This window comes from Labrenzia sp. 011 (assembly GCF_003075075.1).
In the GTDB taxonomy this organism is placed as follows: Bacteria; Pseudomonadota; Alphaproteobacteria; order Rhizobiales; family Stappiaceae; genus Roseibium.
This window is the reverse complement of sequence record NZ_QCYM01000014.1, coordinates 1-26,118: the sequence shown is the minus strand read 5'-3', so window position 1 is coordinate 26,118 and position 26,118 is coordinate 1. Positions and strand designations below refer to the sequence as shown.

The following is a 26,118-nucleotide window of genomic DNA, read 5'->3' as shown; positions in this document are numbered from 1 at the left end:
TCTGGCCGCCTGTTAGAAATTGACCAGTTTGCGGCCGTCGGCGGACAGTTGTTCTTCGAAGATTTCACCCACCCGGGAGGTGATGACCTCAAGTCCGCCAAGGAGATTGTCGACGCCGGCGGAGGAGGGAGCGGCCATCGCGGGAAGTTCCGACAGGGCGGCCGACATGAGATCCGGATCCGGGTAGCGGTCGATCGGCAGGACCTTGAGCAGGCCGCTTTGTTCGGCCCGTTCGGCGCGGATGGCCTGCTCCCGGCGCGGCACCACCCGCGGCACCATCAGTGTCGGCTTGTCGAAGGATAGGATCTCGCAGAAGGTGTTGTAGCCTCCCATGCCGACAATTGCCGTGGCATGGGCGAGATAGGGTTCGATCTGCGGCGTGAAGCGGATGATCTCCACGTCGCGCAAATGTTCCGCCCGCTCGCTGAACTGGGTCGCGGCCGCGGCCGGCATGAACGGGCCGAGCACGATCAGGGCGGGAAAAAGCGGGCGCTGGCGGGTTTCATAGGCGCGCATCACCCAGTCCACCATTTCGACGCCGTCGCCCCCGCCACCGGGGGTGACCAGGATATAGGGTTCTTCGCCGAAGGGGGTTGGCGGCGGATTGTCCTTGACCGCATTCGGCAGGCCGCGGCGCAGGTAACCGGTATAGCGCAGCTTGTCCGCAACAGTATCCGGCAGGCTTATGCCTTCCAGCGGATCGCATATGTCCTGCGGGCCGTAGATCCAGATGTCGTCATAGAGATCCCTCAGCGCGGGATAGACGTTCTTGCGGTCCCATTCTTCCTTGAGAACCTCCGGGTCGTCCATCACGTCCCGCAGACCGAGCACCAGCCGCGTGTCCGTCTCCTTGAGCGCTTCCAGCGTGCGCAGCACCTCGCCGCGCAATCCGAGCGGCTCCTTGTCGACAATGAAGATGTCGGGCTCGAAGACCTTGGCGGTATGCTCGATGATCGACGAGCGGATCGCCAGCGTCTGGTCGATGTTGATGTGCAGGGAAAGCGACGTGTATTCGCCGTCGCGCAGCTTGATGACGCCCGGAATGCGGACGAAATCGACGCGCGAACGGAACTCGAAACTGCCGATGATCGGCGAGCCCGAGAGGATGAGCACGGACAGCGTATCAAAATCCCCGACCAGGGAATGAGCAATCGCGCGGCAGCGCCGCAGATGGCCAAGTCCGAAGGAATCGTGGCTGTAAATCAGAATCTTCGGCGTCTTGGAACTCATGATGCCCCTGGAATTGTAAGGCTTCTGTGAGCCGCATGCTTATTGAACGGACCGAAAAGGTGCACCAGATCGTGGCAGGTTCTCTCCAGCCGCACGGCGAGCGGAAATTGCCCGGTGGCCTGTGTCGAGGAGGAGCGTAACCGATATCGCAGCCTGTCCGAAAGAATGTTTTGCTCCGCTGCGACGATGTAACGTACCGGAAGCCGAAGGGCCTCCTGCCACTTTGCGCCTCGTATCCGAACAAACTCACTCATACCATTTCAGCCTATTTCGTCAGAGGGTGGCTCAGAGCCTTATGTCCCAAATGATCGGTCTTTGTCACGTCTCGTTGTGGCTTGACATGAAACTTTCGACAGGGAACGGTCTGATGACACTTTCAAAGTGCTTGTGGCAAATGCTAATCCTGGCTGGCGCATCGAATTGGGATCGTTAATATACCAGATATGATCTGTTTGCACATATTTGATCCATGTCTGTTTGGATGAACTGATGGAAAAAAGCCTTTTTAGCTTTATTTGGAAGTATAGCGCCCGGCAACAGATCTATATTCTTCTGGTCACAGTGCTGTCCTACCCGGTGGTCTATGTTCTTCTGGAGCTGCCGAAACTGATCGTCAACGACGCGGTTCAGGGTGCCAACTTTCCCCGCTCGATACTTGGCGTCGACTTCGACCAGATCCCCTACCTTCTGCTTCTCTGCTTTTCCTTTCTCGGCCTCGTGGTGGTCTCCAATGGCCTGAAGTTCTATCTGAACGTCTACAAGGGACGTTTGGGCGAACGCATGCTCAGGCGCCTGCGTTTCGAACTGTTCCAGCGCGTCCTGCGGTTTCGGCTGCCGCATTTCCGCAAAGTCAGCTCCGGTGAAATCATCCCGATGATCACGTCGGAAGTCGAGGATGTCGGCGGATATATCGGCGAGGCCTTCGCGCTTCCCGCCTATCAGGGCGGTATGCTGGTGGTCCAGCTCGGGTTCATCTTCATGCAGGATCCGCTGCTGGGCCTGGCGGCGGTCAGCTCCTATCCGATTCAGGGGTATGTCATCCCGATGCTGCAGAAGCGGGTCGTCATTCTGTCGCGCCAGCGGGTCCGCAATATCCGCGTGATCGCCGACAAGGTGGGCGAGAGCATCACCGGTGTGGCGGAGATCCACGCCAACGATGCCGCGGCCTGGCATTCGGCGGATATTTCCGACCGCCTCTATGAGAATTTCCGGATCCGCTACGAGATCTTCAACCGGAAATTCCTCATCAAGTTCCTCAACAACTTCATGAACCAGCTGACGCCGTTCTTCTTCTACCTGATCGGCGGCTATCTGGTGATCGAAGGCAACCTGAGCATCGGTGCGCTGCTGGCGGTGATCGCGGCCTACAAGGATCTGGCCGGTCCCTGGAAGGAGCTGCTGTCCTTCTATCAGATGACTGCCGATGTCAGCGTCAAGTATCAGACGGTTGTCGAGAATTTCGATCCGCCGGACCTTTACGACACCGAACGTCTGACCGCGGACGACAAGGTCGAGCTCAGTGGCGATCTTGTATTCGACAATGTCAGTTTTTCCGGCGGGGCTGCCGGCCAGGAGGTCATGGACATCTCCCTGACCGTTCCGGCGGGCACCGCCTGCGCCATTGCCGGACCCGACGGCTCCGGCCGTTCGGAAGTGCTGCAACTGGCGGCGGGACTGGTGTCGCCTTCCTCGGGCAAGATCTGCATTGGCCCCCACGATCTCGACAAGCTGACGGATTCCACTCTCGGCCGCGAGATTGCCTATGTAGGAGGTGCGGTCCACGTGTGGACCGGGACCATCCGCGACAATCTCTATTACGGATTGCGCCACAGACCGCTGATTCCGCCCCAACGCGAAGGCGAAGAGCTGCGGCTGTACAAGCGGCGTGTCAGCGAAGCGAATGAAACCCGCAATCCGGTCTACGATCTGGAGGCGGTCTGGGACGACCTGGAAGCGGCAGGAGCCGACAACATCCATGTGCTCGACGAAAAGGCGCTGGAGCTTCTGGAATCCGTGGGGCTCGACAAGGATATCTACCGTCTCGGCCTGCAGTCACGTTTCGATCCGTCGATGGATGACGCCTTCACCGGGAAGATCCTGAATGTGCGCAAGAGTCTCGCCTCCAGGATCCTGCAGGAGCCGGCCCTCGAAGGTCTGGTGGAGCTCTGGCATCCCGATCGCTTCAACGCGAGCGCGAATATTGCGGACAACCTGTTCTTCGCCGTTCCCGCCGATCCTGAAATCACCATGGATCAGGTGCCGGAAATGGCGGAGGTCAGAGCCTTCCTCACCGAGACCGGGCTTGACGAAAAGCTGCAGAAGGTCGGCCTGAAGATCGCCGAGACCATGCTGGAACTGTTTTCGAACGTCTCCGGAGACAGCGGCCTTCTGGGCGCGTATTCGTTCATCACCCAGGATGAAATCCCCGAATTCGAGCGGATCGTGCGGATCGCCAAATCGGACCAGCAGCGGCCGGGACTGAGCGACGCGGACAGGTCCAGACTCAGGGGGCTGGCGTTCAAGATGGTCCCGGCCCGCCATCGTCTGGGAATCATGACCGACGCGTTCCGCGATGAGGTCATCGAGGCGCGCAAGGCCTTCCTGCAAACAGTCGTCAAGAACAATCCCGGCTTCGTCGCCTTCGATCCGGATGTCTATCTGCCGCCGCTGACCATCGAGGACAACCTTCTCTTCGGCCGGGCAAGGGTCGACCGTCGGGATGCGCGCCGTCGCATCGACGACGTCATCCGCGCGATCGTGGAAGAGACCGGATTGCGGCGTCCGATCATCTACGCAGGCTTCGATTACCATGTCGGCGTATCCGGGTCCCGTCTGTCCGCAGGCCAGCGGCGCCGGATCGCGCTGGTCCGGGGGCTTCTGAAAAATGCAAAAATCACCATATTGGATGATATCGCCACAGGTACGACTGAAGACGACAAGGCATTGCGCCGTGGTCTGCAGGAAATACTGTCCGGCAAGACTTTCCTGTTCGGTACGTCCAATGCCGATATAGCGGCAGAATTCGATCAGCGGTTCATTCTGGACCAGGGACGGATTTCAGATAAAGGGTAGCGATATGGCGACGAATACTGGAGCGCGGTGGGTCTACAGTCCCCGGACTTGTGCCCGATTGCGAATAGACCGGAGCCTGCACATTCCGTCCGGAGGTAGAAAATGACGTTGGAAGCCGAAGTCGAAGCCCTGCGCAAGGTTCCTCTGTTTCATGGTATCGACGAAACAAAATTGCGCCTTCTGGCATTCATCAGCGACAGGACGGAATATCCGGCCGGTGAACGCCTGTGTGCCCAGGGAGAAGAGGGAGACTGCGCATTCATCATTCTCTCCGGCGATGCGGATGTTCTGGTCAACACGCCGGAGGGCGAGAAGAAGGTCGCCCAGGTTTCGGAGAACTCCATTGTCGGCGAAATCGCCATTCTTTGCGATGTTCCGAGGACGGCCACGCTGGTCGCTGCAAATAACATGGACGTTCTAACGGTTTCGAAAGATGATTTTCTGAAACTCCTCAAAGAGTTTCCGGATATTTCGCTGGAAGTCATGCGGACACTGGCGCTGCGGCTTGAACGGACGACCCGTGATCTGGCCGATGCGCGCCGGGGAGCTGGCGGCGGTTAGGGAGTAATACGTGTCTGAGGAATTTTCGCTGCGCTTTTGGGGCGTCCGGGGCTCGACCCCGACACCCGGGTCAAGCACTTTGCGGTACGGAGGCGAAACCTCCTGTTTCGAGATCCGGGCAGGTGACGCACTCGTGCTCGTCGATTGCGGCTCCGGTGCGCGGAACCTCGGCATGGAGCTGTGCGGATGCAGGCCGCGCTCGTTCGATCTGCTGTTCACCCACACGCATCTCGATCACATTTGCGGACTGCCTTTCTTCAAGCCGGCCTACGATCCCAATTTCGAGGTGACTGCCTGGGCGGGGCACTTTCAGGATGACACCAGCCTGATCGAAATTGTCAGCCGCATCATGTCGCCGCCGATCTTTCCGGTCGCCGCCAAGACCCTGAAAGCGGTCGAGTTCAAGTCCTTCACTGCCGGCGACCCCATTCCCCGCACGGATGATCTGGAGATCCGCACCACCCGCCTCAATCACCCGGGCGGGGCCTGTGGCTACCGTTTCGACTATCACGGCAAATCCATCTGCATCATCACCGACCATGAACACGGAGATCCGGAGATCGATGCCGCTCTGCCGGAATTCGTCCGGGACGCGGATGTGATGATCTACGATGCCATGTTCACGGACGAGGAATATCCGACCTTCAAGGGGTGGGGACATTCCACCTGGCAAAAGGCGGTCGAGCTTGCCAGGGCGGGAAACGTCAAGACCCCGGTTCTCTTCCACCATGACCCGCGCCGCACGGACGATGAACTGGATGAGATCGGCCTTGCCGCGCAGGATGCCTATCCCGGCATGCTGGTCGCGAGCGAAAGCATGATCCTGCGCCCCTGATGGCTTCTTGCGAACGGACCGGCCCGGGCGGATGGTCACGGCCTTCGTCAGGACCCTTGCTTCCCCTGGCATGAAAAGCGCTTCCGGCGCCGGGGTCGTGCTGAATTTGCCGCCAGGTGTCAGGCAGGTTGTATTTTTCATTCTCTGAACGGAGTGGGGGCGGGCGGAAGAAACTGCTGCCGATGCCGGGCTGCGGAAAGGGGCATTCCCGTGAAACCCGCTCCTTTTCCCGCCTTTCCCGCGTTCCGGCTTCCATGACACCGGACTTCATTGTCTGCGAAGTGTTCTGCGAACTCGTATTCAGGGGCTCCGGAAAAGATGCCGCCTGCGGTCGCCGGATGACTGAAATCTTTCGAGGACCACAGAAACCGGCCGATTTTCCCGGGGCGCACAGACAAGCTGGCGCATGGCACATGCCGGGGAAAGCCACCTTGTGACAAGCCGGCCCGTCAATGTGGAAACGCCCGCGGACAGTGATCTTCTGTGCCTGTTGCAGGCCATCCGGCGAAAAAAAAGGGCGGCCCAAACGGCCGCCCAAAAAACACTATGGCTTAAAAGTTGATCGATTGCCGGTCGCAGGAATGCGGGAATTCCTGTAGCGCAACCGGGAAACCGTCAGTCGGAGCTTGAAAAACACGTCCCGATTGACAGTCCAATGCGATCAATAGTTGTTTACAGGGTGTATACATTAAGTGCATGGTCCATTTGGGCTAAGGTGCGACAAAACGCTCATGTAAAGGTTTGATGCCAAACGATCTGAAGCCGCCGGGATAATTGACATCAGGTCCAAGGGGGGATCGTGCACGTTTCTGCGGAAAAATATCTACATCTCTCGAATCTTGTCGTTGCTGCGGCGATGGATCCGGATCGCTGGCAGCAGTTTCTCGACGCAATGAGAAATGCGGTCGGTACGCGCGTCTGCACCCAGATTATCGGCTATGATATGCTCACCAGGTCAGCGCCGCTTGCCTGTTCCTCGGGTTACGATGCAGACATCGTGAAGCTCTATGAAACCTATTACGCCGACAAGAATCCGTTCGCGGCCAATTTCAGAAAATGCACGGTCGGCGATGTCATCTCAACGGATCAGCTCTGTGCGCCAGAGAAACTGAAGAAAACCGGTTTCTACACCGACATAATCCGGCCGCTGGAGGATATCCATGGCGGAGGGGCGGCGATGGTGGTCAACGATCCTGGCCGTATGGTGCTCATCGGTGGCAATATGCGGGCGAAGGATCGTGACAAATACGAGCAGGAATGGCTTCGCCTGTGCAAGGCGATCTCGCCTCTTATTCGCCAGTCGCTGGAAATAAGCCGTGCGATATCCGGACTGTCCTTCGAAAAGTGGGCCGCGGAACAGCACATGCTCGGCACGGATACGGCCATATTTGTCGTTGATCCAACCATGACGATCCACCATGCCTGCCGCGCGGGGGAGAAGATGCTGGAAAAGGGAACGCCGGTGGGCTGCGGGTTCAACCGCCGTCTTCAGTTCCGCTCGGAGGAGGATCAAAGACAATTCGCCACGCTGTCCCGTCTTCAGCTCAAAGGGAACCAGAATATCTTCAAAAGCTGGCGTCTCGTCGACGGACAGGGCCAGGGCTGGACCTGCCGGCTCATGGGGCTGCGCATGGGAGATCTGGACTGGTCTCCTTTCCCGGGATTTCTGACAAAGTCGATCTCGGCCATCCTGCTGGCGATCAGGAAGGATGTCAGCCCGGCGTCCGTACAGGAAAAGTTGCAGCTGGCTTTCGGTCTCAGTCACGCCGAGGCCCGGTCCGCACTGCTGCTGGCCGACGGCCTGACCCTCGCCGAGATCGCTGAAACCCGTCAGGTCAGCATCTATACCGTGCGAAACCAGGTCAAGGCATCCCTGGCCAAATCCGGTTGCCGGCGCCAGAGCGAACTTGTCCGGAAAATCGAACAAATGCGGCTGCAGGGGGGCTTCTAGAGTCGAAAGATGCGGTTGATCGGGTGTCGGGTCCGGCGGTGGCTTTCCGGTGCGCGTTGTCACGCATCGCTCACTTTCCCGTTGCGCGTGTTGCACATTCGGTCGCGAGAGTTGAAACTCCCGTCAATCGCCCCGATCTACTTGCCATCAAGCGGCAACATTCGAAGCGGCAAGGTTGAGCGGACCTGGGCCCTTGAGCGATCCCGCGTCTATCTGAAAACAGCAGGCTCCCGACTGGACAAGCATGAGCTCATTTCTGGATACCTTGCGCTATATTTTCCGCGGCGGTCCGCCGGAGACCGGCATTCCGGCCAGGGTGCGGGCGGAAATTCGCGCCCGTGAAGCATCATCGGAGCGGCTGATCGGCTGGGTCCAGCTGGGTCTGGTGCTCTTCTTTTCGACCCTTTACGCGATTGCCCCGAGGGCGGAGGGATCGGCCGGGTTCAATTTCGTTCCGGTCGCTCTGGGCATCTATTTCCTTTTCACCGTGTCGCGACTGGTCCTGTCCTACAGGTTCGAGCTTCCGAACTGGTATCTGCTGGTCTCGATCGGCGTCGACATGGCGCTGCTGGTCGGGCTGATATTTTCCTTCCACATCCAGTACGGCCAGCATCCGACATTCTATCTCAAGACCCCGACCCTGATGTATGTGTTCATTTTCATTGCCTTGAGGGCGCTCAGGTTCGATCCGCGTTATGTTCTGACCACGGGGCTTGCCGCCGTTGCCGGCTGGCTGGGACTGGTCTTCTATGCGGTTCTGGCGGACATGGATCACATGCGGGTGACCCGCAATTATGTGGACTATCTGACCGGCAACACGATCCTGATCGGGGCGGAACTCGACAAGACGATGGTCATCCTGGCGGTGACCGTCATTCTTTCCGCCGTGCTCTACCGGGGGCGGTCGATGCTCTTCGAGGCCACCCGCGACCATGCGGCGGCGACAGACCTGCGCCGCTTCTTTTCGCCCGAAGTAGCCGCGTCGATCACCGGCGCGGAAATGCAGCTGCAGACCGGGGAGGGCACTCTCCGGGATGCCGCGATCCTCTTTGCCGACATCAGGGCCTTTACGGCCACATCCTCCGGCCTGCCGCCAGAGACGGTTCTGGCAGTGCTTGCCGAGTACCAGAACCTGGTCGTGGACGTGATCGTTCAGGAGGGCGGACGCGTCGACAAGTTCCTGGGCGACGGCATCCTGGCCACATTCGGTGCCATCCAGCCCTCTGCTACCTATGCCGCCGACGCATTGCGGGCGGCCACGCGTCTGGTCGAAAGTGTCGATGCCGGCCAATCCCGATTTTCCGCGGCGGGCTGGCCCGGCCGTTTGAGCGTTGGCGCGGCGGTTGCCGCGGGCACGGTCACGGCGGGGGTGATCGGATCGAAGTCCCGTCTGGAATTCACCGTCATCGGCGATGCGGTCAACAGGGCCGCGAAGCTGGAGGACGCCAACAAGATTCAGGCGACCCGGGTCTTGACCGACAGACCTACCTGGGACCTGGCCCGTGATCAGGGCTTGCGAATGTCCCCGGTCGAGGAGCGTCCCGGAGCCGATGTGCCCGGTGTGGCGCAACCGCTCGACCTTGTCGTGCTGTCGCGTTGACCTGCCGCCATGGCGCGGGACGACGCAAAGGCGCTTGACCGGGGTGTCAATCTCGGTCACCTTGCACGATAGTTTGACCTAACCGTCAATAAAAGAGATTTAATCCATTATTTTCAATGGATTGTGGAGGTGATTATGAAGCTGGATTCAACTTTCTCGGCCATCGTGACCGGTGGAGCATCGGGCCTTGGGGCGGCAACCGCCCGCATGCTTGCCTCGGAGGGCGTCAAGGTTACCCTTTTTGACCGCAACGCCGAACAGGGGGAAACGGTTGCCGCGGAGATCGGCGGCCTGTTCGCCGATGTCGACGTGACCGATCAGGCCAGCGTGGTCGCCGGCTTCGAGAAGGCGCGTGCAGCCCATGGCCAGGAGCGCATCCTGGTCAATTGCGCCGGAATCGCACCGGTCGCCAAGACGACCTCTCGCGGCGAAGCGCATCCGATGGACATGTTCGAGAAGGTGATCGCGGTCAATCTCGTCGGCTCTTTCCGCTGCATCTCGATCGCTGCGACGGGCATGGCGGAGCTTGAGCCGTGTACCGATGACGGCGGACGGGGCGTGATCGTGTCGACAGCTTCGGTTGCCGCCTTCGACGGCCAGATCGGCCAGGTCGCTTATGCGGCCTCCAAGGCAGGGATCGCCGGCATGACATTGCCTGTGGCGCGGGATCTGTCCAGATCCGGCATCCGGGTGATGACCATCGCGCCGGGTATTTTCGAAACGCCGATGCTGCTTGGACTTTCCCAGGAGGTCCAGGACTCGCTGGGGCAGCAGGTGCCGTTTCCCTCGCGTCTCGGCAAGGCCGCCGAATATGCGCGGCTTGTCAGGTCCATTTGCGAAAACGACATGCTCAATGGCGAAACCATCCGTCTCGACGGTGCCATCCGCATGGCCCCCAGGTAACAGGAGATCGGCGGTGCGCAGGTTCGCGCACCGCCGGTATCTGCTCATCCGGTCATCAGGCCAGTTTCAGGTCCTGTAGCTGACCACTTCGAATTCGATCCCGTCGTCGTCGTGGAAATAGAAACGCCGGCCCGGCTCGTAGTCGGCATGACTATGGGTTTCGTAGCCACCGGACTTTATGCGCTTTTCCGTTTCGTCGAGATCCTCCACCACGACCGCGATGTGATTGAGGCCACCGCGCTGGCTGTAGCTGTCGCCTGCCGCCCGTCCGGTCGCGTCCGGCGGTGAATAGGCGGCGACATAGCTGCTCTCGTTGCCGATGTGACAGGTCGTCCCGCCACCGAGGCTGGGGCCTTGCCAGCGGATTTTCCAGCCGAACCAGTCTTCCAGCCGTTTTGCGGTCGCCGCGGGATCGCTTACCGTGACATTCACATGTTCCAGAAATGCAGTGCTCATGGGGTGTCCTTTCTAGGTTTGACTCAAACAGGACACCTGAGATAGTTCCTCAAGTTAAGTTGAGGTCAAGAGGGGGAGGCCGGAATGTTGAAGAATCCTGTCAGGGCAGGAGATCTCACCATAGGCGAGCTGGCGGAACGCACCGGCCTGTCCGTGTCCGCCATCCGGTTCTATGAAGAAAAGGGCCTTGTTCACCCGAGCCGCAATGCCGGCGGCCAGCGCCGCTTTCTGCGCGCGGACATCCGCCGTCTGTCCTTTGTCATGATCGCGCAGGAATTCGGCTTTTCCATAGCCGAGATTGCCGAACAGCTGTCGCTGCTTCCTGACGGCAGAGCGCCGACAAAGGCTGACTGGACGCGCATCAGCAGACATTTCCGCGGCCATCTGGACCGGCGGATCGATCGCATGAAAGCGCTGCGGGACAAGCTGGATAGCTGTATCGGCTGCGGCTGCCTGTCCCTGAAAAGTTGCCGGCTGTACAACGCCGGCGACTCTGCCGCCCGGCACGGCCGGGGGCCGCGCTACCTGCTCGGCGACCGGTCCGATTACAGGGAGGCTGACGGCGAGGAAAGCGCGGACCGGGTCAGTCCGAACGCAAGGCGCTGAAAGCATGCGCGCCGGGAGGACGGCGCGCATTTTGGTGTTGGCGGGAAAATCCCCTTTTGTCGGTTGTCCGCTTGCGAGCGAACCCGCCTCAGACCCGGGCGGGTGACCTTGTAAGGGCCACCGCTGCTCGAGGCGATCAGGCGCTTGTACTTCAGCTTGCGGAACAGGCGCATGGAGCAGCCTCCCCAGTACCATCCGTCCCGCGTGAGGGTTTCGAAATTCACAATACGGCCGTCCTCGTTCTTCTTCTTCACGAGAATGCAGCTGCCTTGAGCCCGCAGGTGCAGGACCCGCTGTTCGGCTTTGGGAATGTCCATTGATTTTTGAGAATCCCGATTTCGAATGCAGATTCTCGGTCACTGCAGCAGATCTCATGCAGTGCTGGTGTGCATCGCCCGGCTGCTGTCAGCCGGAAATTACCGGGTCTCGCGTGAAACGCGCATAAAGCCTCTCATATGGATGAGAGGCGTTTGGCATGCGGGAAGGGGAGGGGGGCGCAACGCTGTTGGCAGTGCGGATACCCTAAGGCGGCCGTTGCAGCGGTCAGCTGTATTCCGCGGGCCAGTAACCGTTGCCCGGATTCCGCGAGACGGCAACCGCGTTGACATCCTTGGAACCACAGGAGCCGCAGGCAAGAGTCTTGCTCAGGGCCGAAACCTTCTTGCCGGCGGAAAATCGGGACGGATTCATATACCGGAACCGGCCGCAACTATTGCACAGGATAGCAAGTCTGCGATCGGACTTACTTAAAGCTTCAACAGTGGGGTCATCCGCCTGAATGGATGTAAGAGCTGACATAAGGCTTAAATCTTATCTGCAAAGAGTTCGCTGAGGGTAGGTAGTTTTATTTCATTAAGAAATCAGGATAGCATAACGCTTCCGCAAATAAAATGAAAAACAGTCAGGTGAATACCCGTTTATGTTGCTGGTTGTTTCTGTATATTCGGGTAAGCTCGCGCGATGGAGCGGCAATTTGACCTGACGGTCTAATGTAAGCAATAAAAATACTGTAGCAATTTGTCGCGCGCGCTGCCCGAGGCGATAGGTCTCGCTTTTTCATGTCGCCGACTGTAAGAGGGAAGCCATGACGATACTCTCCCACACATGGCTAGATCTTCTCGGGCTATCGGGCCTTTTGAATCCGTTTGCGCTGCTGATCGGCGCCTATCTGGGATGGCGCGCGGATCAACCGCAAAAGCTCTGGATCGCGGGATTTGCCGCAGCCGCCTTGTCGCTGATATTTGAAGCGGGCGTCGAAATACTGCATCTGCCGCAGCCGATCGCGCAGGATGCCGGTGCCCTGGCGATGTTTCCGTTCCGGTTCACGGGCGGTCTGCTGGCCGGCAGTCTCGCCTATTGGATCCGCAGCAGAAGAAACTGATTCCGGGTGCATCTGCCGCGATGGAACTCAGTCATCGATCCAGCTGTTGAAAAGGGAAGCGTTCGGGCATTCCGGCAAGGCTTTTTCGGCGCCCTCCGGATGTTCCTCCAGCCACTTCCGGCAGGTTTCCGTATGCGTGCATCTTATGCAGCGAATGGCAGCGGAGCGCAGCGCCAGATCTGTCTGCGCACTGCTCCTGTCCTGTTTCATTGCTCCGATGGTCTCTATCATCCTGCCCATCAATTGCGCGCGTTCGTTAAGGCGCTCCATCCAGTTCACAGTCGTTCTCCTCTCCCGGACGGATTTGGAATGTAAATCCGTACGATCGACCCGCATTCGCATGGAAACCTGGGAAGACTGCATGCAGGCGGGTATTCTGCCGGTTTGCCCGACTATCGGCGAAACCTGCACGATCCGGATTGGCCAGGCCTTGATCCGTGTCAAGTATGGGCAAGCATTCCCAAACCGGCCATACTCACCGCTTGCGATTCTCTGACTGTGCGGACCGCCAGGGGTTGGTGTGATGGTTGAAACGGTGACTGCGCTGCCGGTTTCCCAGGGGGTGGGCGGCAGTGCTTCCGCCCAGGGGCTGGAGCCGGGAACGGAAATGAAGGCCAGGGTGGAGGCTAATCTCCCGGGTGGCGTCATCCGTCTGGCGACGGCCGACGCACGCATCGAGCTGCGCGCCTCCGCTCCGCTCCCCCCCGGAGCCGATGTCACCGTCACGGTGTCTGGCAGCAAACTGCAGCCGGAAATTCGTATTACATTATCGAACGCGTCCACACAGGCGCCCCGGTCCGAACAGCTTCCTCCCGTGCCGCAGGGCAACCAGCCCGGAGCCGGAGGGAGCGTGCCTGCCGGTACTCCGCAAGCGGCGGGAAGCGGGACTGTTCCGCGTTCCGATCCGGCGCTGACCCATCTGGTGCAGACATTCTCCACCCAGGACGGGGCCGGGGGAGCCGTCCCCGGTTCCACGCGTCCCGCAGCCGCTTCGATGCCCGGCGGTCAGACGGGATCCGCCACCGCTCCGCAGACGGCGACGTCGCCTCAGGGAGGAGCAACGGCGGGTGGGCAGCCTCCGGCTCCCGGCCCGCAGGGCGGTCTGGCGTCTGCATCTGCTGGAGGTGTATCAGCTGGAAGTCCGGCGCTTCCGCCCTCCGCGCCGGCTGTGTCCGGACAGGGCAGCTCTGTCCCCGTGTCGGGCGGGCCAACGCCACTGCCTGCGGCAACGGGCGCCGGCGGGCAGCCCGTTTCGCCCCCCGCGACTTCAGGCCCTCCTTCCGCTTCCGGGCAGACGTCCGCCGGGACCGTCCTGCCATCTCCGTCAGGGAGCCAGGCGCCGCCGGCATCGGTGACAGTCCCGCAGACAGGCGCCCCATCGGAGACCGTCGCTTCGCCGCCCCTGCCTTCCAGAAGCGCTGTCAGTCCGGGCTCCGGCCCACAAGGGGCGTCGGCTCCCGGTTCCGGGCAGCTTTCCGGGCCGGGAACGGCACCTTCGGCGCCGGCTTCGACAATCGGTGTGCAGCCTGCCGCCGGGCAGCCCCTGCAAGGGGGCCCGGCTGGACCGGGAACCGCCCCGACCCCGGTGTCTGCGGGTTCCGAAACGGGCCGGGGGCAGACAGAGCTACAGTCCGTCGTTCGCGGGAACGAAACCCGGGTGAGCGGACCGGACCGTCCCGCCGCAACCGCCGCCACCCTCCGGAGTGCACTGCCCGATACACCGCTCGCACGCGCCATTCCCGCACAGCCTTATCCGGCCACCGGAGGACCCCGCACACAGACCGGTCCGGCGGGGGACTCTGTTTCCACGGGCGGAACCGCGCTGCAGCAGGCGGCGGCCGTGGTGCGCCAGCCGCTCGCCGAGCAGCAGGCCGGTCTCGGCGGGCTCTTTGCCCAGGCGGGGGCGCTGATGAACGCGCAGGCCGCCGGCAAGGTTTCTCTCCCCGATACGGTCGCCAAGGCCATGCAGCAAATTCTGGGACTGAGGTTGAACCCGGCCACCGCCGGAGGAAAGGACCTCCAGCAGGCGGTGCGCCTGTCCGGACAGTTCCGGGAAGCACAGCTGCTGCGACCGGACGGCGGCGGTCCGCAACCCCTTCCGGATCTGAAGTCCGCGCTGCTTTCGTTGAAGAGCCTGTTGCAGCAACTGGGAGCCGAGGCACAGGTCACCCGCCCTGCCGGGCAACCGGCGGCCCCGTCCCGGCATGCGGCACCGCGCGGCCAGGCACAACAGGGGGCGAGCGGGTATTGGGCCGGAAACACGCCGCAGAATCTCCAGTCGCTGCTTCAGGAAACGGATTCGGCGCTTGCCCGCATGCGCCTGACGCAGCTGGTCAATTCGGGCCTTGCCGGTGACGAACGCCCGCAGTCGGCAGGGCGCCCCATGGAGCTTGTGCTCGATCTTCCCCTTGCACTGGGCCAGGAGACGGCGGTGATGCAGATGCAGATCGGCCGGGATGGCGGCGGACAGGACGGGGAAGAGGACGCGGAGCCCGCATGGCGATTGCGGTTTGCCATGGATCTGACGGCAACCGGCCCGCTCGAAGCGGCGATCAGCCTGCGCGGGGGGGGCACCTACGCCAGTCTTTGGGTCGATCGCCGGGAAACCTTCGACCAGTTGAACGCCGTTCGCGATACTATGGAGGCGGCCTTCGCGGATGCCGGTCTGGACCTGAAGGAACTCAGGCTGATCCGCGGGCTGCCGCCTGCGACCGCTGCCAGATATGGCGCTCTGATCGACCGGCAATCCTGACGGGAAAGACACGTGACGGAAAAAAGCACACCCGGAAAGAAGCTCGCTGTTGCCCTTCAGTATGACAAGGAGGGCACCCCTCTGGTCTCCGCCAAGGGCGCAGGCACGGTTGCCGAGCAGATCGAGGCGGTCGCGCGCAAGGCCGGGGTTCCCATAGAGGAAAACCCGATGATGGCCGAGGCCCTGTCGCAGATCGAGGTCGACCAGGAAATTCCGATCGAGCTGTATCAGGCCGTGGCCGTCCTGATCGGCTTCATCATGCGCACGGGCCAGGCGCAGCATCCCCCGCGCCCGGATGGCCTGTCCGAAGAGGGCTGAAATGTGCCGCGACCGCCCGGTGCGCCTTGGACCGGGATCGGAAAATCTTGGCAAAGCTGCTTATCCTGACAAGGAAAACCTTGCAGGCAGGGCAATTCCCGACTAGGCATCATTCGGCTGGAAATGCGCACCGCAGCAATGTTTCCCCCGCTGCCGAAACGGGCGCAGACAGGAACAGAACAGGATTTTTGACGAACATGACGCTTGTCGACGTACGCACACCCGATCCGAAGAAATTCATCAAGGGCGCGACCGGCGATTGGGAAATCGTGATCGGCATGGAGGTTCATGCCCAGGTGACGTCCCAGGCCAAGCTCTTTTCCGGTGCCTCGACCGAATTCGGCAAGGACCCCAACGGGAATGTCAGCTTTGTGGATGCGGCCATGCCCGGCATGCTGCCGGTGATCAACGAGGAATGTGTGCGTCAGGCGATCCGCACCGGCCTCGGCCTCAAGGCGGAAATCAATCTGAAATCCGTTTTCGACCGCAAGAACTATTTCTACCCGGATCTGCCGCAGGGCTATCAGATCTCCCAGTTCAAGCAGCCGATCGTCGGTGAGGGCAAGGTCCTGCTCGACATGCCGGACGAACAGGTCGAGATCGGCGTCGAGCGCCTGCATCTGGAGCAGGATGCCGGCAAGTCTCTGCATGACCAGCATCCGACCATGTCCTTCGTCGATCTGAACCGCTCGGGCGTCGCGCTGATGGAGATTGTCTCCAAGCCGGACCTGAGATGCGCGGATGAGGCCAAGGCCTATCTCACCAAGCTGCGCACCATCCTGCGTTATCTCGGTACCTGTGACGGCAACATGGACCAGGGGTCCATGCGGGCGGACGTCAACGTTTCCGTCCGCCGTCCGGGCGGGGAGTTCGGCACGCGCTGCGAGATCAAGAATGTCAACTCCATCCGCTTCGTCGGTCAGGCGATCGAATATGAAGCCCGCCGCCAGGTCGCTATCCTGGAAGATGGCGGTTCGATCGATCAGGAAACCCGCCTGTTCGACTCGGTGAAAGGCGAAACCCGCTCCATGCGCTCCAAGGAAGAAGCGCATGACTACCGCTATTTCCCGGATCCGGACCTGCTGCCGCTGGAATTCACGCAAGACTATGTCGACGAACTGGCCCGGCATCTGCCGGAACTGCCGGACGACAAGAAGAACCGCTTCATCGCCGACTATGGCCTGTCCGTCTATGACGCCGACATTCTGGTGGCCGAAAAGGCCTCTGCCGATTTCTTCGAGAATGTTGCCAGGGGACGGGACGCCAAGCTCGCGGCCAACTGGGTGATCAACGAACTCTTCGGCCGTCTGAACAAGGAGGGGCATGACCTTTCCGAAAGCCCGGTTTCCGCTGACCAGCTGGGTGGCATCGTGGATCTCATCAAGGAAGGCGTCATCTCCGGCAAGATTGCCAAGGACCTCTTCGAGATCGTCTGGAGCGAAGGCGGGGACCCGGCGAAAATCGTCGAAGAGCGCGGCATGAAGCAGGTGACCGACCTCGGTGCGATCGAGACGATCGTGGACGGGATCATCGCCGCAAATCCGGACAAGGTCGAGCAGGCGAAGGAAAAACCCGGACTTCTCGGCTGGTTTGTCGGCCAGGTGATGAAACAGTCCCAGGGCAAGGCCAACCCGCAGGCGGTCAGCGACATGCTGAAGCAGAAGATCGGCCTGGAGTAACCGCACCCGCCTTCACGCGGCGGCAAAGGTTCGGCAGGTCCGGAAACCCGGTGCCGTCTGCGTTCGAATGGACGCAGACGCCTTTGGGTGTGACCTCATAAATTAAGGCGAAACCGCCTCAGGAGCGAGCGCGGAGCGGGGCTCAGGCACGCTGATGGGGCGGTGTGAAGCGATTACGTGTCCCGGAGAATTGAGATTGAACGGTTCCTCAGCAGCGCTGTAAGGGCATGGAGATGCCCTCCGTTTACTGCGCGTTCGCTCCTGGGGAAAGACCGGTTCACCCAATCCATTCCACCTTCATTTCTGAGGCCGGGCCTAGGAAACACCCGGCAAATGGGTTAAACGGCTGAAAGACGTTCCACCACGCTTCGGGGCTCATGATTTCCGCCGAAAAGACCCTTCCCGCCAGAACGCCCTTCTATGCAACACCGTTCGGCGTCTGGGCGGTCGTTGCCGCCTGGGGTCTGGCCCATCTCCTGCTGCGCGCGCTGTCGACGTCCGTGCTCGGCACGGACGACATGTTCGAAACCGTGCTCGTGCAGACGCTGGAGCCGGGCTACATGCTGCGCCAGCCGCCCCTGTATGAATGGCTGCTCTTCACCGCGCAGCAGGTCTTCGGACCGACCATCTGGGCGGCGCTTTTCGTCAAATACGGCCTGATTTCAGTTGCCGCGCTGTTTCTGTTCCTGATCGCCCGCAAGGCCGTTTCCAATCCGCGTCTGGCCGCGTTATGCGCCTTTTCCTATTCGCTCTACTACCAGTTCGGCTGGAACCTGCATGAAGGCGTCACCCATACGGTGGTGCTGACGACCGCCTGTGCGGCAAGCGCCTTTATGTTCGTCAAGGCGCTGGAGACGGGCAGGCTGGGTTTTTATCTCCTCTTCGGCCTGTGTGCCGGTGCCGGTCTGCTCGGCAAGCATTCCTATCCGATTTTCGTGCTGGCCCTGTTTGCCGCCGCAGTGAGCGACAGCCACTGGCGCCCGAGGCTCCGGACTGCCGGTCTTCTGCTTGTCCCGGCCGCGGCCGCGCTCGTCTACAGTCCCTATGCCTGGTGGATCGCAAGCGAGGGGCTGACGCTGCTGGCCTCCGTCTCCCAGACCATGGGGGTCACGGCACAGAGTTCCCATGTCGCACGCGCGGGCGAGGGGCTCGGCAAGCTGGCCTTCGGGCTGATCGGCTTCTCCGTTCCACTGGTGCCGCTGCTGTTGCTGTTGTTCTGGCCCCGCTATCTGGGCCGCAGGAAGCCGCTCCTGCCGCAGGTCAGCGATGTCGGGCGACTATGCGGGCGAACAGTCCTCTTCATGATCCTCCTGACGGCTCTGCTGATCCTCGTGACCGGCGCGACCTATGTGAAGGAACGGCACATGCATCCGCTGCTGCTGCTCCTGCCGGTCTATCTGTTCGCCGATCTCGAGCGTTTCGGCTTCCGCAGCCAGTGGCGCTGGCTTGGCGCCATCGTGCTGGCCCTGGTGGCTGTTGCCTTTTTCGCCCGCGTGCCGGGCATTCTCGCGCCCGACCGTTTCTGGTGCGGCGGCAAATGCCGGCACATGAAGCCTTACGCGGACCTGCAAGCACCGCTCGGCGCGCTGGGCGCCGCGAATGCGACGCTGATCGCCGAAGACGGCTACACGGGCGGGAACCTGCGTGTCCTCTTCCCGGACGCCCGCGTTGTCACCAAGGCGATCCCGGCAAGGACCCCGCCGCGCGGAAAATGCTTCTTTGTCTGGGAAGAGGGGGAACGCGCGCCGGATGTGCCGGCGGCGACCCGCTTCGCAAAAGCCGCGTTCTGGCCGGCGGAGGCCCCGGTCTCCGCGCGCTATCTGACCGGCTCCTGGCCACATCTCTGGAAGTCACCCGGCTGGCGAACCACCTGGTGGGGCGTCGCGGAGCTCGATCCCGCCAGCCGGATCTGCCAATAGGGGCCGCACAGACAGCCTCGATCCAACCTGAACAGGCTAGAACTGCGGGGGAGCCATGAGCCGCGAAATCACGATCGAAAAAGCCCGCCCCGAACATCTGCGCGAAATCGTGGCTGTCATCAATGCCGGGGCAACGAGCGCGCGGCGGGGCAGGGAATATGAGCGCTGGCAGGACTACAGTCCGGCCTTCGACGCCCTGCGGGCTGCACCGGAAGCCGATATCTATGTGGCCTTGAATGGCGACGGTGAGGTGGTCGGCACCTTCCAGATCCATTTCCTGAAGGGTATCGCCTTCCAGGGCCGCCCGCGCGTGGAGCTGGAAAGCGTGCATGTGCGCCTGGACCAGCGCGGAACCGGTATCGGCCGCCTGATGCTGGACAAGGCCGAGGAACTCGCCAGACAGGCGGACGCCTGCCTGCTGCAGCTTACGTCCAACAGGGAACGGGAAGGCGCACACCATTTCTACAAGCGCCTCGGCTACGATCAGAGCCATCTGGGCTACAAGAAGATGCTTGTGTGAGGGAGACGATGCCTCCGGACGACGTGGTTCCGGCAACCCGGATAGCGCTGGAAACCAGCAGTCTGGTCAGTTCACCTTCCGCCAGATTTCCTTTTCGCAGACATTGAACACCACACGCACGCAGCCTTGGACTTCCAGCTCGGACGCGCTCTTCCTGCGAACGCTGGCATTTGCGCTGAAGCCGCGGCGGGGATCGTAGACACGGCCGCTCCAGCTTTTGCTTTCCGGCTTCAGGCGCCAGAGCACCTTGAGACCGAGAACCTTGCGGTTGCGTTTGGACGCATCCTTGTTGTTGCTGTCCCGGGTCGATTGAACCGTGTGGCCTCTGGGCGGTTTGAAGTCCACGATCTTGCCGCAGGGAACCTTGCCGCAATCGGTTATGCGGATCACCGCACCTGCCGGGGTCCGCCAGGAGCCGTTGATATCGGGAGCGGCCGAAGCGTGCCCGCCTGCGAAAAGGAGGCCGGAAACGATCAGACCGGCCCGAACGAGCCTTCCGGTGTGCCCGACAGGGCCGGTGGTCGACGAAAGACAAAAGGAAAGAATCTGCACGAAATCACCCCGCCGCAGCGCTGGAAAGAACTACGCTACAATTTCTTTCCGGCAAATGCGACGGGGCTGTGTCCGCAGTGCAAGGAGTTGGCGGTCCGGATGGTAATCCAGAGAATTATTGCGCCCGGGTCCAGGTTTCCCCCTTGCAGATGAGCCCGCCCATGACACAGCCTTCGAGTTTCAGCTTTTCGGCGCCTTCCAGGGCGATGAAACCCGTATAGGTCTTGCCGTCTTCGGCATTATAGACCTTGCCCTTCCACTGACCGCCTTTTCCGGTGGGCTTCATGGACTGCACGATGTCGATGCCGAGCAGCGGCCTGTCGCGCTTTGCGGTATCCGGGTTTTTGGTGTCGTTGCGGGGCGTGCGCAGCCAGATCAGCTTGCCGCAGAGCGCGTTGCCACAGGAGGTGATGCGGATTTTGGACGCCCCGTTCGCGCGCACCCAGTCCCCCCGGGCGTCGGCAGCGGTCGCTCCCGCCGACGCTGCGGCAAGGAACCCGGCCGCGGCGATCGCGGCAGTCAAAACAGATTTCAGCATGTTTCCTCCCAATACGGATAACCTTCCGTTTACGGAAAGGTAATGTATCCGCTTGGCAAAGGCCTGAAAACCCGTGTCGTGGCGTCAGCAGGCCGGGTTTTTACACATTTGGTCCTGTTGTTTCCGGACCGGCGTCATCGCCATCGCAAAAGGCGGAAACCCGGCCGCTATTTTCCGGGAAACGAATCCATGGTGAACAAAACCTTGATCGTATCTGTCGATTTTTCGGATAATGCTATTGATTTATAAGAGAAATTTGAAATCACATGCTTACGGAAATATGAATTTCAGACTTATTTAAAATTTTGTTCTCATTACGTTAAACTTACATTTTAACTGGCCGTTTAAGTGCCGGTGATCAAGTAGTTTTCAAGAAACGACAGGGAAAGCTTCGCAAAAGCTTGCGTTTCTAGATCAGTATATGTCCCGGTTTTCCAATCCGGATGCGGGATGTGTAGATCGATAACGGGGTGTGGAGCATCTCGTCTGTGTTCGCAGGAACACCGGGTGCTCCAGGGAAGTCTTACAGAGATTGAAAGGGGAGCGTTATGGCTCGTTTTGAAATGCATTCGGCCGATATGGCCATCATGGGCGAAAAGCCGGTAACTGCCGATATCCTGTTCCAGATGGGACTGGACAGCGCCTGCGGCCGTCACGGCAGTACGGATCTTGTGACCGCGCACAAATGGTTCAACATTGCCGCCTTGAAGGGCAACAGCGAAGCTGTCCGTTACCGCAAGGAAATCTCCGGAGAAATGAGCCCGGCCGAAATCGCGGAAGCCCAGCGTTCCGCTCGCGAATGGCTTTCGATGCATTGAGGCCGGCAAAGGCTGCTTCATATCGTCCGACAGGAACAGGCACCTGTCCGGGGACTTGGCCCGACTTTCCGGCGGGAAGCGGTGCGGGGAACGGTCTGGCTGGTCGTTCGGGTCACGCACCGCTGTCCGCCAGGCCGGTACAGGTCGCGCAAGGCCGCAACTGAAGAGTGTTCTGCCACGTCGCGCGTCCTGATCGATGGTTCTCATCGTTCTGCGACACGCTCCCTGAAGAGCCTTCTTCCGTTGCGGCCGAACAGGTGCTTGTTCCTGTCGGATGGTAGAATGAAACGACATCGTCCGGTCTGACGCGGCCGCAAACTGCCCGGGATCGCGTCGGACCCCTGCCTGCCTGCCGGAACGAAGGCTTCTTTCCGCAATCAGTGGATCGGGGCAAGGCCGAGCTCGTCCCAAAGCGTCCGGACGATCGGCGGGCCGAGCGCATATTCGAAACCGATGATCGCCGTACCGCCGGCGTCCAGCCGGCATCTGTAGGCTATTTCATACCAGATCCGATTGCTCCGCAGCGCACCCGCGGGGGCAAGCAGCAGGTTGTCTTTCCGGAATGAATTGCGCCGGGCATGCGGCATGACCCGCGTCGGACGGAACCCCGGCCGACTGTGGCGGACCTGTTCCATGGCTTCCAGCGCGCAGAGCTGGTCGATCCGGTCGTCTCCCGTCACCGACGTCAGCGCCTGCCGGGCCTGGGCCGAGCGCGGATCGCTCAACACATCTCCCGCATAAAATCCGCTGGCGACGACCCAGCCGCTTTCAGAGGGCTCTTCGCGTGGGGCGCCGGTTGCAGGCGGTTCGCCTGGCATCGTTTCCCGCTCGCGGGCGCCCGTCGGCCCGGCGGGGCCTTGATCCGGTGCCGCCGACAGCGCCTCTGCATTTCCTGCCTCGGGCCTTTCGCGCGCCTGCGGCGGTTCTTCGGGAACGGGGAAGGGCTGAACGATGATTTCGACAGAGATCGGCTCGGGGGCGGGGAGGGCGGTCCGCTCACGCCCCGCCTGACTGCTCAGAAGCGCGAAAAACAGCAGATGGAGCCAGATTGCGCAGATCCAGGAAAACCTGTCCGCGACCAGGTTGTTGACAAATGTCCGTTCCGCGGTCCCCACAGATACGCCCCTGTTTCCCGGCAGTTCCGGTCAGGATTTCAGACCGGACACTGTGTCGGATTTATGGTGCGTGCGCTCCTGCGGATGCAGGCGCTCTGCCCTGCAAGTCATGGCTGGTTGACCCTGCTCCCGGTCACAGTCAGGTTGCGCAGTCTGTGTGCCGACGGGAGGCGTCACTCCCGTCCGGCCGGTTGCCGGCACCACCGGCGGGCCGGAGGACCGGTTCCTTTCAGGTCGCCTGACACCGTTCCATCGGGCGAGGTTGTTCAAATTTTCCGGATTTCCCTGAGAAATCTTAAATAAATTTGTAGCCGCAATGGCGGCGCGGAAGGTCATCAGCCGGATGCCGCCGGAATTCGGCTGGCAAACTTATCTTTGCCATTTCTAAACGCTCGCAATTATACCAACCTGTGACACACAGATTCGAGGGGACTTTCCTTGGGGCCGGACGACATTGCAACATTGATAAATGCATATTCTGCCTGCCGCTCGCGGCTTCTGGCACTCGGTTGCACGGTTCAGGTCCTCAACGATTTCGAGGAAGTGGGACCGCTTCTCACCGAAGCCGGCAAGGATGTCACCCCCTTTTTCCAGAGCCGTTTTTTCGACTTCAACAAGCACAACGGCTTTTGTCATGTCGCGCTGGTGGATGGAAATCCGGTCTCGTTCTATTGCAGCCAGCTGTTCGATACCGGCGGCATGGATTACCTGAACTACCACAGGGCGCAGCTTGCGCGGATCTATGGCAGCGAGTTTCCGGTCGATCCGTCGTGGGAGTGCCCCCCGATGATGAAGATCAAGGGCAAGGTGATCTATTCCGGCGATGCGCTGAACGTGCCCGGCTACGCTTCGGCGCGCAAGTCGCTGGAACGCCTGGCGCTGATTTCCAGAATGAACCTCTATCTGGGACTCGTGACCTGGCGCGGCGCCATCGCCAGTGTCGGCCTGGCACGGGCCGACAGGGTGGGCAAGTCCCTGGGCGAGGTCTATGGCGCTCTGCACACTTACCCTTATGCCACGAAGTGGCTCAAGCTTCCGCCGGACAGGCGCCAGGACGACATGTTCCTGTTCAATTCTGCAAGAGATGTACTCTATCTTGCAAAAATTGACGTTCGTGAAACTGGGCCAGTGTCGGAAGAGTCAGATTGACGAGCACCGGGCTGGGCGCGCCCAGCCAGAGGCGGTCGATGAGCCGGTAATAGCTGACCGGAATGCCCTTGAGCGCGCCGGGCGGCCTGACTTCCATTTCCACCAGTTCGCAAACCCGGTGACCCTGGGCTGCCCGCGCGAAACCTCCCGCCACGGCGGCGTCGAACTGGGGATCCTGATTGCGGATCGCGGATGCGAAATCGGCACCGAACTGGCCGGACATCACGTCCTGGATATAGCTGCTCTTGCCCACATAGCCGATCTTCGGGATGTGATCCCCGTCGGCCTGCGCGGAGGTGAACACCACCCGATCGAACAGCGGCATGCCCGGACGCAGGACGCCGGACGTATGTTTGAGGAACGCTTCGAGCTCCTGAATATGCTGACCGGACAGGCCCTTCATATTGGCCGGGTCGATACGTTTGATGTGCACTCAATCACCCTCCGCATTTTGCAGAAGCTTGTTGTTGTTCGAAACCGCGCGCGGATCCCGGTCCGCGCTTCAGGCAAGACAATCCCGCTGTCCCGGCTCCGGCCGCATCGCGATGGCAGGGCCGTCCGTTTCCCCGACAGCCGGCGAACTCACGCGACCAGCCGACCCTCCCGGGACATCCGGTTACTTGCCCGTCTTTTCCCGTTACCGGTAATGAATTCATTCACCAGTGGATAATTTACCAACAAATTGGTTTATCAATTGTTCCATCGGTGGACCGGATTTTCCGAAGGTTCTTGTTGCCGCTAGGGGTTTCGGAACGCGGGAAACGTCAACAGTCCGCTCAGGTTCCGGCGGCATGATCAACGTGAAGTGGTGCATGGCAAGCGTGACAAGTCCGTGAAAAATCCGGTCCCGATCCGCATCTGCACGCCTGGACCTCTCCGTTTCGTAAACGGCGCCTGAAGAAAGCGGGCCGGTTTTTAGCAAAAACAGCCGGAATGAACCCGGCTTTAAAGGCCGCGGTATGTCTCGAGAAAACATCCGCCCGCCGGACGTGGAAAACAGCGGCCGCAGACCAAAAAGGGCTTGCTTCCCAAGGCCTCCGCCTCTAAATGGAACGGACCGGAGAGGTGGCCGAGTGGTCGAAGGCGCTCCCCTGCTAAGGGAGTAGGCCCGGAAGGGTCTCGAGGGTTCGAATCCCTTCCTCTCCGCCACTTTTCTTTAAAAGATCAATTGAATCAGGTGCTTGTAGATAGGCTTTACATCTGCCCTATCTTCTGCCCTAGCGATACATTTCGCTGAAGGTAGCGTAGGCGTAGAGTTCTGATGTTTGCCATCATAAAACACCGAAACTAACTTTCTGACAGACACAGAAAGCGCTGGGCTGCAGATTCTAGTTTCCAGTAAAAGTTCATAGGTCGAGCGGAACAGGAACGCCTCTTTCTCCTGAGTGTTAGTCGAGTGGAACCGTTCCGTCTTCTGTGACCTCTGATTCTACAGAGAATTTTTCTCGGAAGAATGCTTCGTCAATCTCGTAGATTTCCACTGGGCGACGTTTCACGCCCACTTGGTGCTTCGTACAGAGCTCCAACAGGCGTTTTCCGTCGATCAACGTGATCGGTGCCGCTCCCACAAACAATGCGCCTTCTTGTGCACCCTTCGCAAAGCTCCCCAAGCTGATGATCGTTCCTCGAATGGCCTTGTGGTAAGGGAGCGCACCGCGCAGTTCATCTACTTTTGGACGGCCAATTGTGCTTTCCGTTCGCTTCACTTGCACCACCTCGGTGATCTCTGTGATCCCGAACTGGACCCGCGCAACCACATCGACACCTTTGTCGCCGCTGAGTTTGGTGACTTGAACATCTTCGTAATCCATGGCGTCGAGCAGTGCTTTCACGAAGTGCTCGAACTGGCCTGGTTCCAGCTCCATCAATCGCGTTTTGAATGCATCAAGCTGCTCTTCATTGTGGGCTCTGGCAGCATGCGCGACGCTCGTTCGTTTGGACGATGGCGCCGCAGGACTCGCAATCGTTCCAGGAAGATCCGAAAAGCCTTCTAGCCACTGTAAGCCAGCATTTGTGATTGAGTATGTGCTTCCGTCTGAACCGCGCCGGGTTCGCCGGAGGCTGTTTGGCTTAAGTTATGCTGCCACCGCCGGTTGATCCAGCGTGGCGTAGTATCGTTCCTCCGCTTCAGCCGGAGGGATGTTTCCTATGGGCTCCAGAAGA

At 60.5% G+C, this 26,118-nt stretch carries 23 protein-coding genes, 1 tRNA gene and 1 pseudogene; 16 read left to right on the top strand and 9 right to left on the bottom strand.

Features of this window, described 5'->3' with window-relative positions; genetic code table 11:
- Window positions 1–12: 12 nt before the first annotated feature.
- Complete coding sequence (locus DCO57_RS15200; protein WP_116699761.1) at window positions 13–1,230, bottom strand: glycosyltransferase; 1,218 nt, start codon at window positions 1,228–1,230, stop codon at window positions 13–15.
- 489 nt (window positions 1,231–1,719) lie between these two features.
- On the opposite strand from DCO57_RS15200, the gene DCO57_RS15195 reads away from it, so the two are divergent.
- The 6 genes from DCO57_RS15195 (at window position 1,720) to DCO57_RS15165 (ending at window position 10,152) form a co-directional block, all read left to right on the top strand.
- Window positions 1,720–4,302, top strand: coding sequence for an ATP-binding cassette domain-containing protein (locus DCO57_RS15195; RefSeq protein WP_116699760.1), 2,583 nt, complete (start codon window positions 1,720–1,722; stop codon window positions 4,300–4,302).
- Between the two features lie 102 nt (window positions 4,303–4,404).
- On the top strand, window positions 4,405–4,863 hold the full coding sequence (locus DCO57_RS15190) for a Crp/Fnr family transcriptional regulator (protein ID WP_116699759.1): 459 nt from the start codon (window positions 4,405–4,407) through the stop codon (window positions 4,861–4,863).
- 10 nt (window positions 4,864–4,873) lie between these two features.
- Window positions 4,874–5,698, top strand: a complete 825-nt coding sequence (locus DCO57_RS15185) for an MBL fold metallo-hydrolase (protein WP_116699758.1) — start codon at window positions 4,874–4,876, stop codon at window positions 5,696–5,698.
- Window positions 5,699–6,497: 799 nt separating this feature from the next.
- The gene (locus DCO57_RS15175; RefSeq protein WP_116699756.1) at window positions 6,498–7,649 is read left to right on the top strand and encodes a response regulator transcription factor; all 1,152 of its coding nucleotides are present in this window, start codon (window positions 6,498–6,500) and stop codon (window positions 7,647–7,649) included.
- A gap of 244 nt (window positions 7,650–7,893) precedes the next feature.
- Window positions 7,894–9,249: an adenylate/guanylate cyclase domain-containing protein gene (locus DCO57_RS15170; protein WP_116699755.1), complete on the top strand. Its 1,356-nt coding sequence runs from the start codon at window positions 7,894–7,896 to the stop codon at window positions 9,247–9,249.
- A gap of 135 nt (window positions 9,250–9,384) precedes the next feature.
- Complete coding sequence (locus DCO57_RS15165; RefSeq protein ID WP_116699754.1) at window positions 9,385–10,152, top strand: SDR family NAD(P)-dependent oxidoreductase; 768 nt, start codon at window positions 9,385–9,387, stop codon at window positions 10,150–10,152.
- A 66-nt stretch (window positions 10,153–10,218) separates the two neighbouring features.
- Here the strand turns inward: DCO57_RS15165 and DCO57_RS15160 are convergent, their stop codons facing one another.
- Window positions 10,219–10,608, bottom strand: a complete 390-nt coding sequence (locus DCO57_RS15160; protein WP_116699753.1) for a VOC family protein — start codon at window positions 10,606–10,608, stop codon at window positions 10,219–10,221.
- 84 nt (window positions 10,609–10,692) lie between these two features.
- Here DCO57_RS15160 and soxR point away from each other — a divergent pair, with 84 nt between their 5' ends.
- Window positions 10,693–11,214 (top strand): redox-sensitive transcriptional activator SoxR, encoded by a 522-nt coding sequence (soxR, locus tag DCO57_RS15155; RefSeq protein WP_116699752.1) that lies wholly within the window; start codon window positions 10,693–10,695, stop codon window positions 11,212–11,214.
- A gap of 59 nt (window positions 11,215–11,273) precedes the next feature.
- On the opposite strand, the pseudogene DCO57_RS15150 reads toward soxR, so the two are convergent.
- Window positions 11,274–11,531: pseudogene (locus tag DCO57_RS15150) on the bottom strand (YjhX family toxin); the annotation flags it as partial.
- 767 nt (window positions 11,532–12,298) lie between these two features.
- Here DCO57_RS15150 and DCO57_RS15145 point away from each other — a divergent pair.
- The gene (locus DCO57_RS15145) at window positions 12,299–12,595 is read left to right on the top strand and encodes a phosphatidylglycerophosphatase (protein WP_116699750.1); all 297 of its coding nucleotides are present in this window, start codon (window positions 12,299–12,301) and stop codon (window positions 12,593–12,595) included.
- Window positions 12,596–12,622: 27 nt separating this feature from the next.
- Here DCO57_RS15145 and DCO57_RS23800 read toward each other — a convergent pair whose 3' ends face one another.
- Window positions 12,623–13,270: a DUF6455 family protein gene (locus tag DCO57_RS23800; protein ID WP_208977967.1), complete on the bottom strand. Its 648-nt coding sequence runs from the start codon at window positions 13,268–13,270 to the stop codon at window positions 12,623–12,625.
- Between the two features lie 982 nt (window positions 13,271–14,252).
- Here DCO57_RS23800 and DCO57_RS15130 point away from each other — a divergent pair.
- The 5 genes from DCO57_RS15130 to DCO57_RS15110 all read left to right on the top strand — a co-directional run bounded on the left by DCO57_RS15130 (window position 14,253) and on the right by DCO57_RS15110 (window position 19,783).
- Entirely contained in the window at window positions 14,253–15,347 is a 1,095-nt protein-coding gene (locus tag DCO57_RS15130) for a flagellar hook-length control protein FliK (protein ID WP_116699748.1), read from the top strand.
- Between the two features lie 12 nt (window positions 15,348–15,359).
- The gene (locus tag DCO57_RS15125; RefSeq protein WP_116699747.1) at window positions 15,360–15,665 is read left to right on the top strand and encodes an EscU/YscU/HrcU family type III secretion system export apparatus switch protein; all 306 of its coding nucleotides are present in this window, start codon (window positions 15,360–15,362) and stop codon (window positions 15,663–15,665) included.
- Between the two features lie 197 nt (window positions 15,666–15,862).
- Window positions 15,863–17,344: an Asp-tRNA(Asn)/Glu-tRNA(Gln) amidotransferase subunit GatB gene (gatB, locus tag DCO57_RS15120; protein ID WP_116699746.1), complete on the top strand. Its 1,482-nt coding sequence runs from the start codon at window positions 15,863–15,865 to the stop codon at window positions 17,342–17,344.
- A gap of 377 nt (window positions 17,345–17,721) precedes the next feature.
- On the top strand, window positions 17,722–19,263 hold the full coding sequence (locus DCO57_RS15115; protein WP_116699745.1) for a glycosyltransferase family 39 protein: 1,542 nt from the start codon (window positions 17,722–17,724) through the stop codon (window positions 19,261–19,263).
- A gap of 55 nt (window positions 19,264–19,318) precedes the next feature.
- Window positions 19,319–19,783 carry a GNAT family N-acetyltransferase gene (locus tag DCO57_RS15110; RefSeq protein ID WP_116699744.1) on the top strand — a complete coding sequence of 155 codons (465 nt, stop codon included), beginning with the start codon at window positions 19,319–19,321 and terminating at the stop codon, window positions 19,781–19,783.
- Between the two features lie 66 nt (window positions 19,784–19,849).
- Here the strand turns inward: DCO57_RS15110 and DCO57_RS15105 are convergent, their stop codons facing one another.
- Both DCO57_RS15105 and DCO57_RS15100 read right to left on the bottom strand, forming a co-directional pair.
- Window positions 19,850–20,335 (bottom strand): DUF2147 domain-containing protein, encoded by a 486-nt coding sequence (locus tag DCO57_RS15105; RefSeq protein ID WP_208977966.1) that lies wholly within the window; start codon window positions 20,333–20,335, stop codon window positions 19,850–19,852.
- Between the two features lie 115 nt (window positions 20,336–20,450).
- On the bottom strand, window positions 20,451–20,873 hold the full coding sequence (locus DCO57_RS15100; RefSeq protein WP_116699743.1) for a DUF2147 domain-containing protein: 423 nt from the start codon (window positions 20,871–20,873) through the stop codon (window positions 20,451–20,453).
- 548 nt (window positions 20,874–21,421) lie between these two features.
- On the opposite strand from DCO57_RS15100, the gene DCO57_RS15090 reads away from it, so the two are divergent.
- Window positions 21,422–21,691 (top strand): sel1 repeat family protein, encoded by a 270-nt coding sequence (locus tag DCO57_RS15090; RefSeq protein WP_208977965.1) that lies wholly within the window; start codon window positions 21,422–21,424, stop codon window positions 21,689–21,691.
- A 377-nt stretch (window positions 21,692–22,068) separates the two neighbouring features.
- On the opposite strand, the gene DCO57_RS15085 is transcribed toward DCO57_RS15090, so the two are convergent.
- Complete coding sequence (locus DCO57_RS15085; protein ID WP_116699741.1) at window positions 22,069–22,806, bottom strand: DUF930 domain-containing protein; 738 nt, start codon at window positions 22,804–22,806, stop codon at window positions 22,069–22,071.
- A gap of 462 nt (window positions 22,807–23,268) precedes the next feature.
- On the opposite strand from DCO57_RS15085, the gene DCO57_RS15080 reads away from it, so the two are divergent.
- Window positions 23,269–23,955 carry a hypothetical protein gene (locus tag DCO57_RS15080; protein ID WP_133192688.1) on the top strand — a complete coding sequence of 229 codons (687 nt, stop codon included), beginning with the start codon at window positions 23,269–23,271 and terminating at the stop codon, window positions 23,953–23,955.
- Here DCO57_RS15080 and DCO57_RS23320 read toward each other — a convergent pair.
- Window positions 23,876–24,388, bottom strand: coding sequence for a hypothetical protein (locus DCO57_RS23320; protein WP_133192687.1), 513 nt, complete (start codon window positions 24,386–24,388; stop codon window positions 23,876–23,878). The two genes, DCO57_RS15080 and DCO57_RS23320, sit on opposite strands and share 80 nt — an antisense overlap.
- 626 nt (window positions 24,389–25,014) lie before the next feature.
- Here DCO57_RS23320 and DCO57_RS15070 point away from each other — a divergent pair.
- Window positions 25,015–25,104, top strand: a tRNA-Ser gene (locus DCO57_RS15070).
- Window positions 25,105–25,343: 239 nt separating this feature from the next.
- Here the strand turns inward: DCO57_RS15070 and DCO57_RS15065 are convergent.
- Complete coding sequence (locus DCO57_RS15065; protein WP_116699738.1) at window positions 25,344–25,820, bottom strand: restriction endonuclease; 477 nt, start codon at window positions 25,818–25,820, stop codon at window positions 25,344–25,346.
- Window positions 25,821–26,118: the final 298 nt, after the last annotated feature.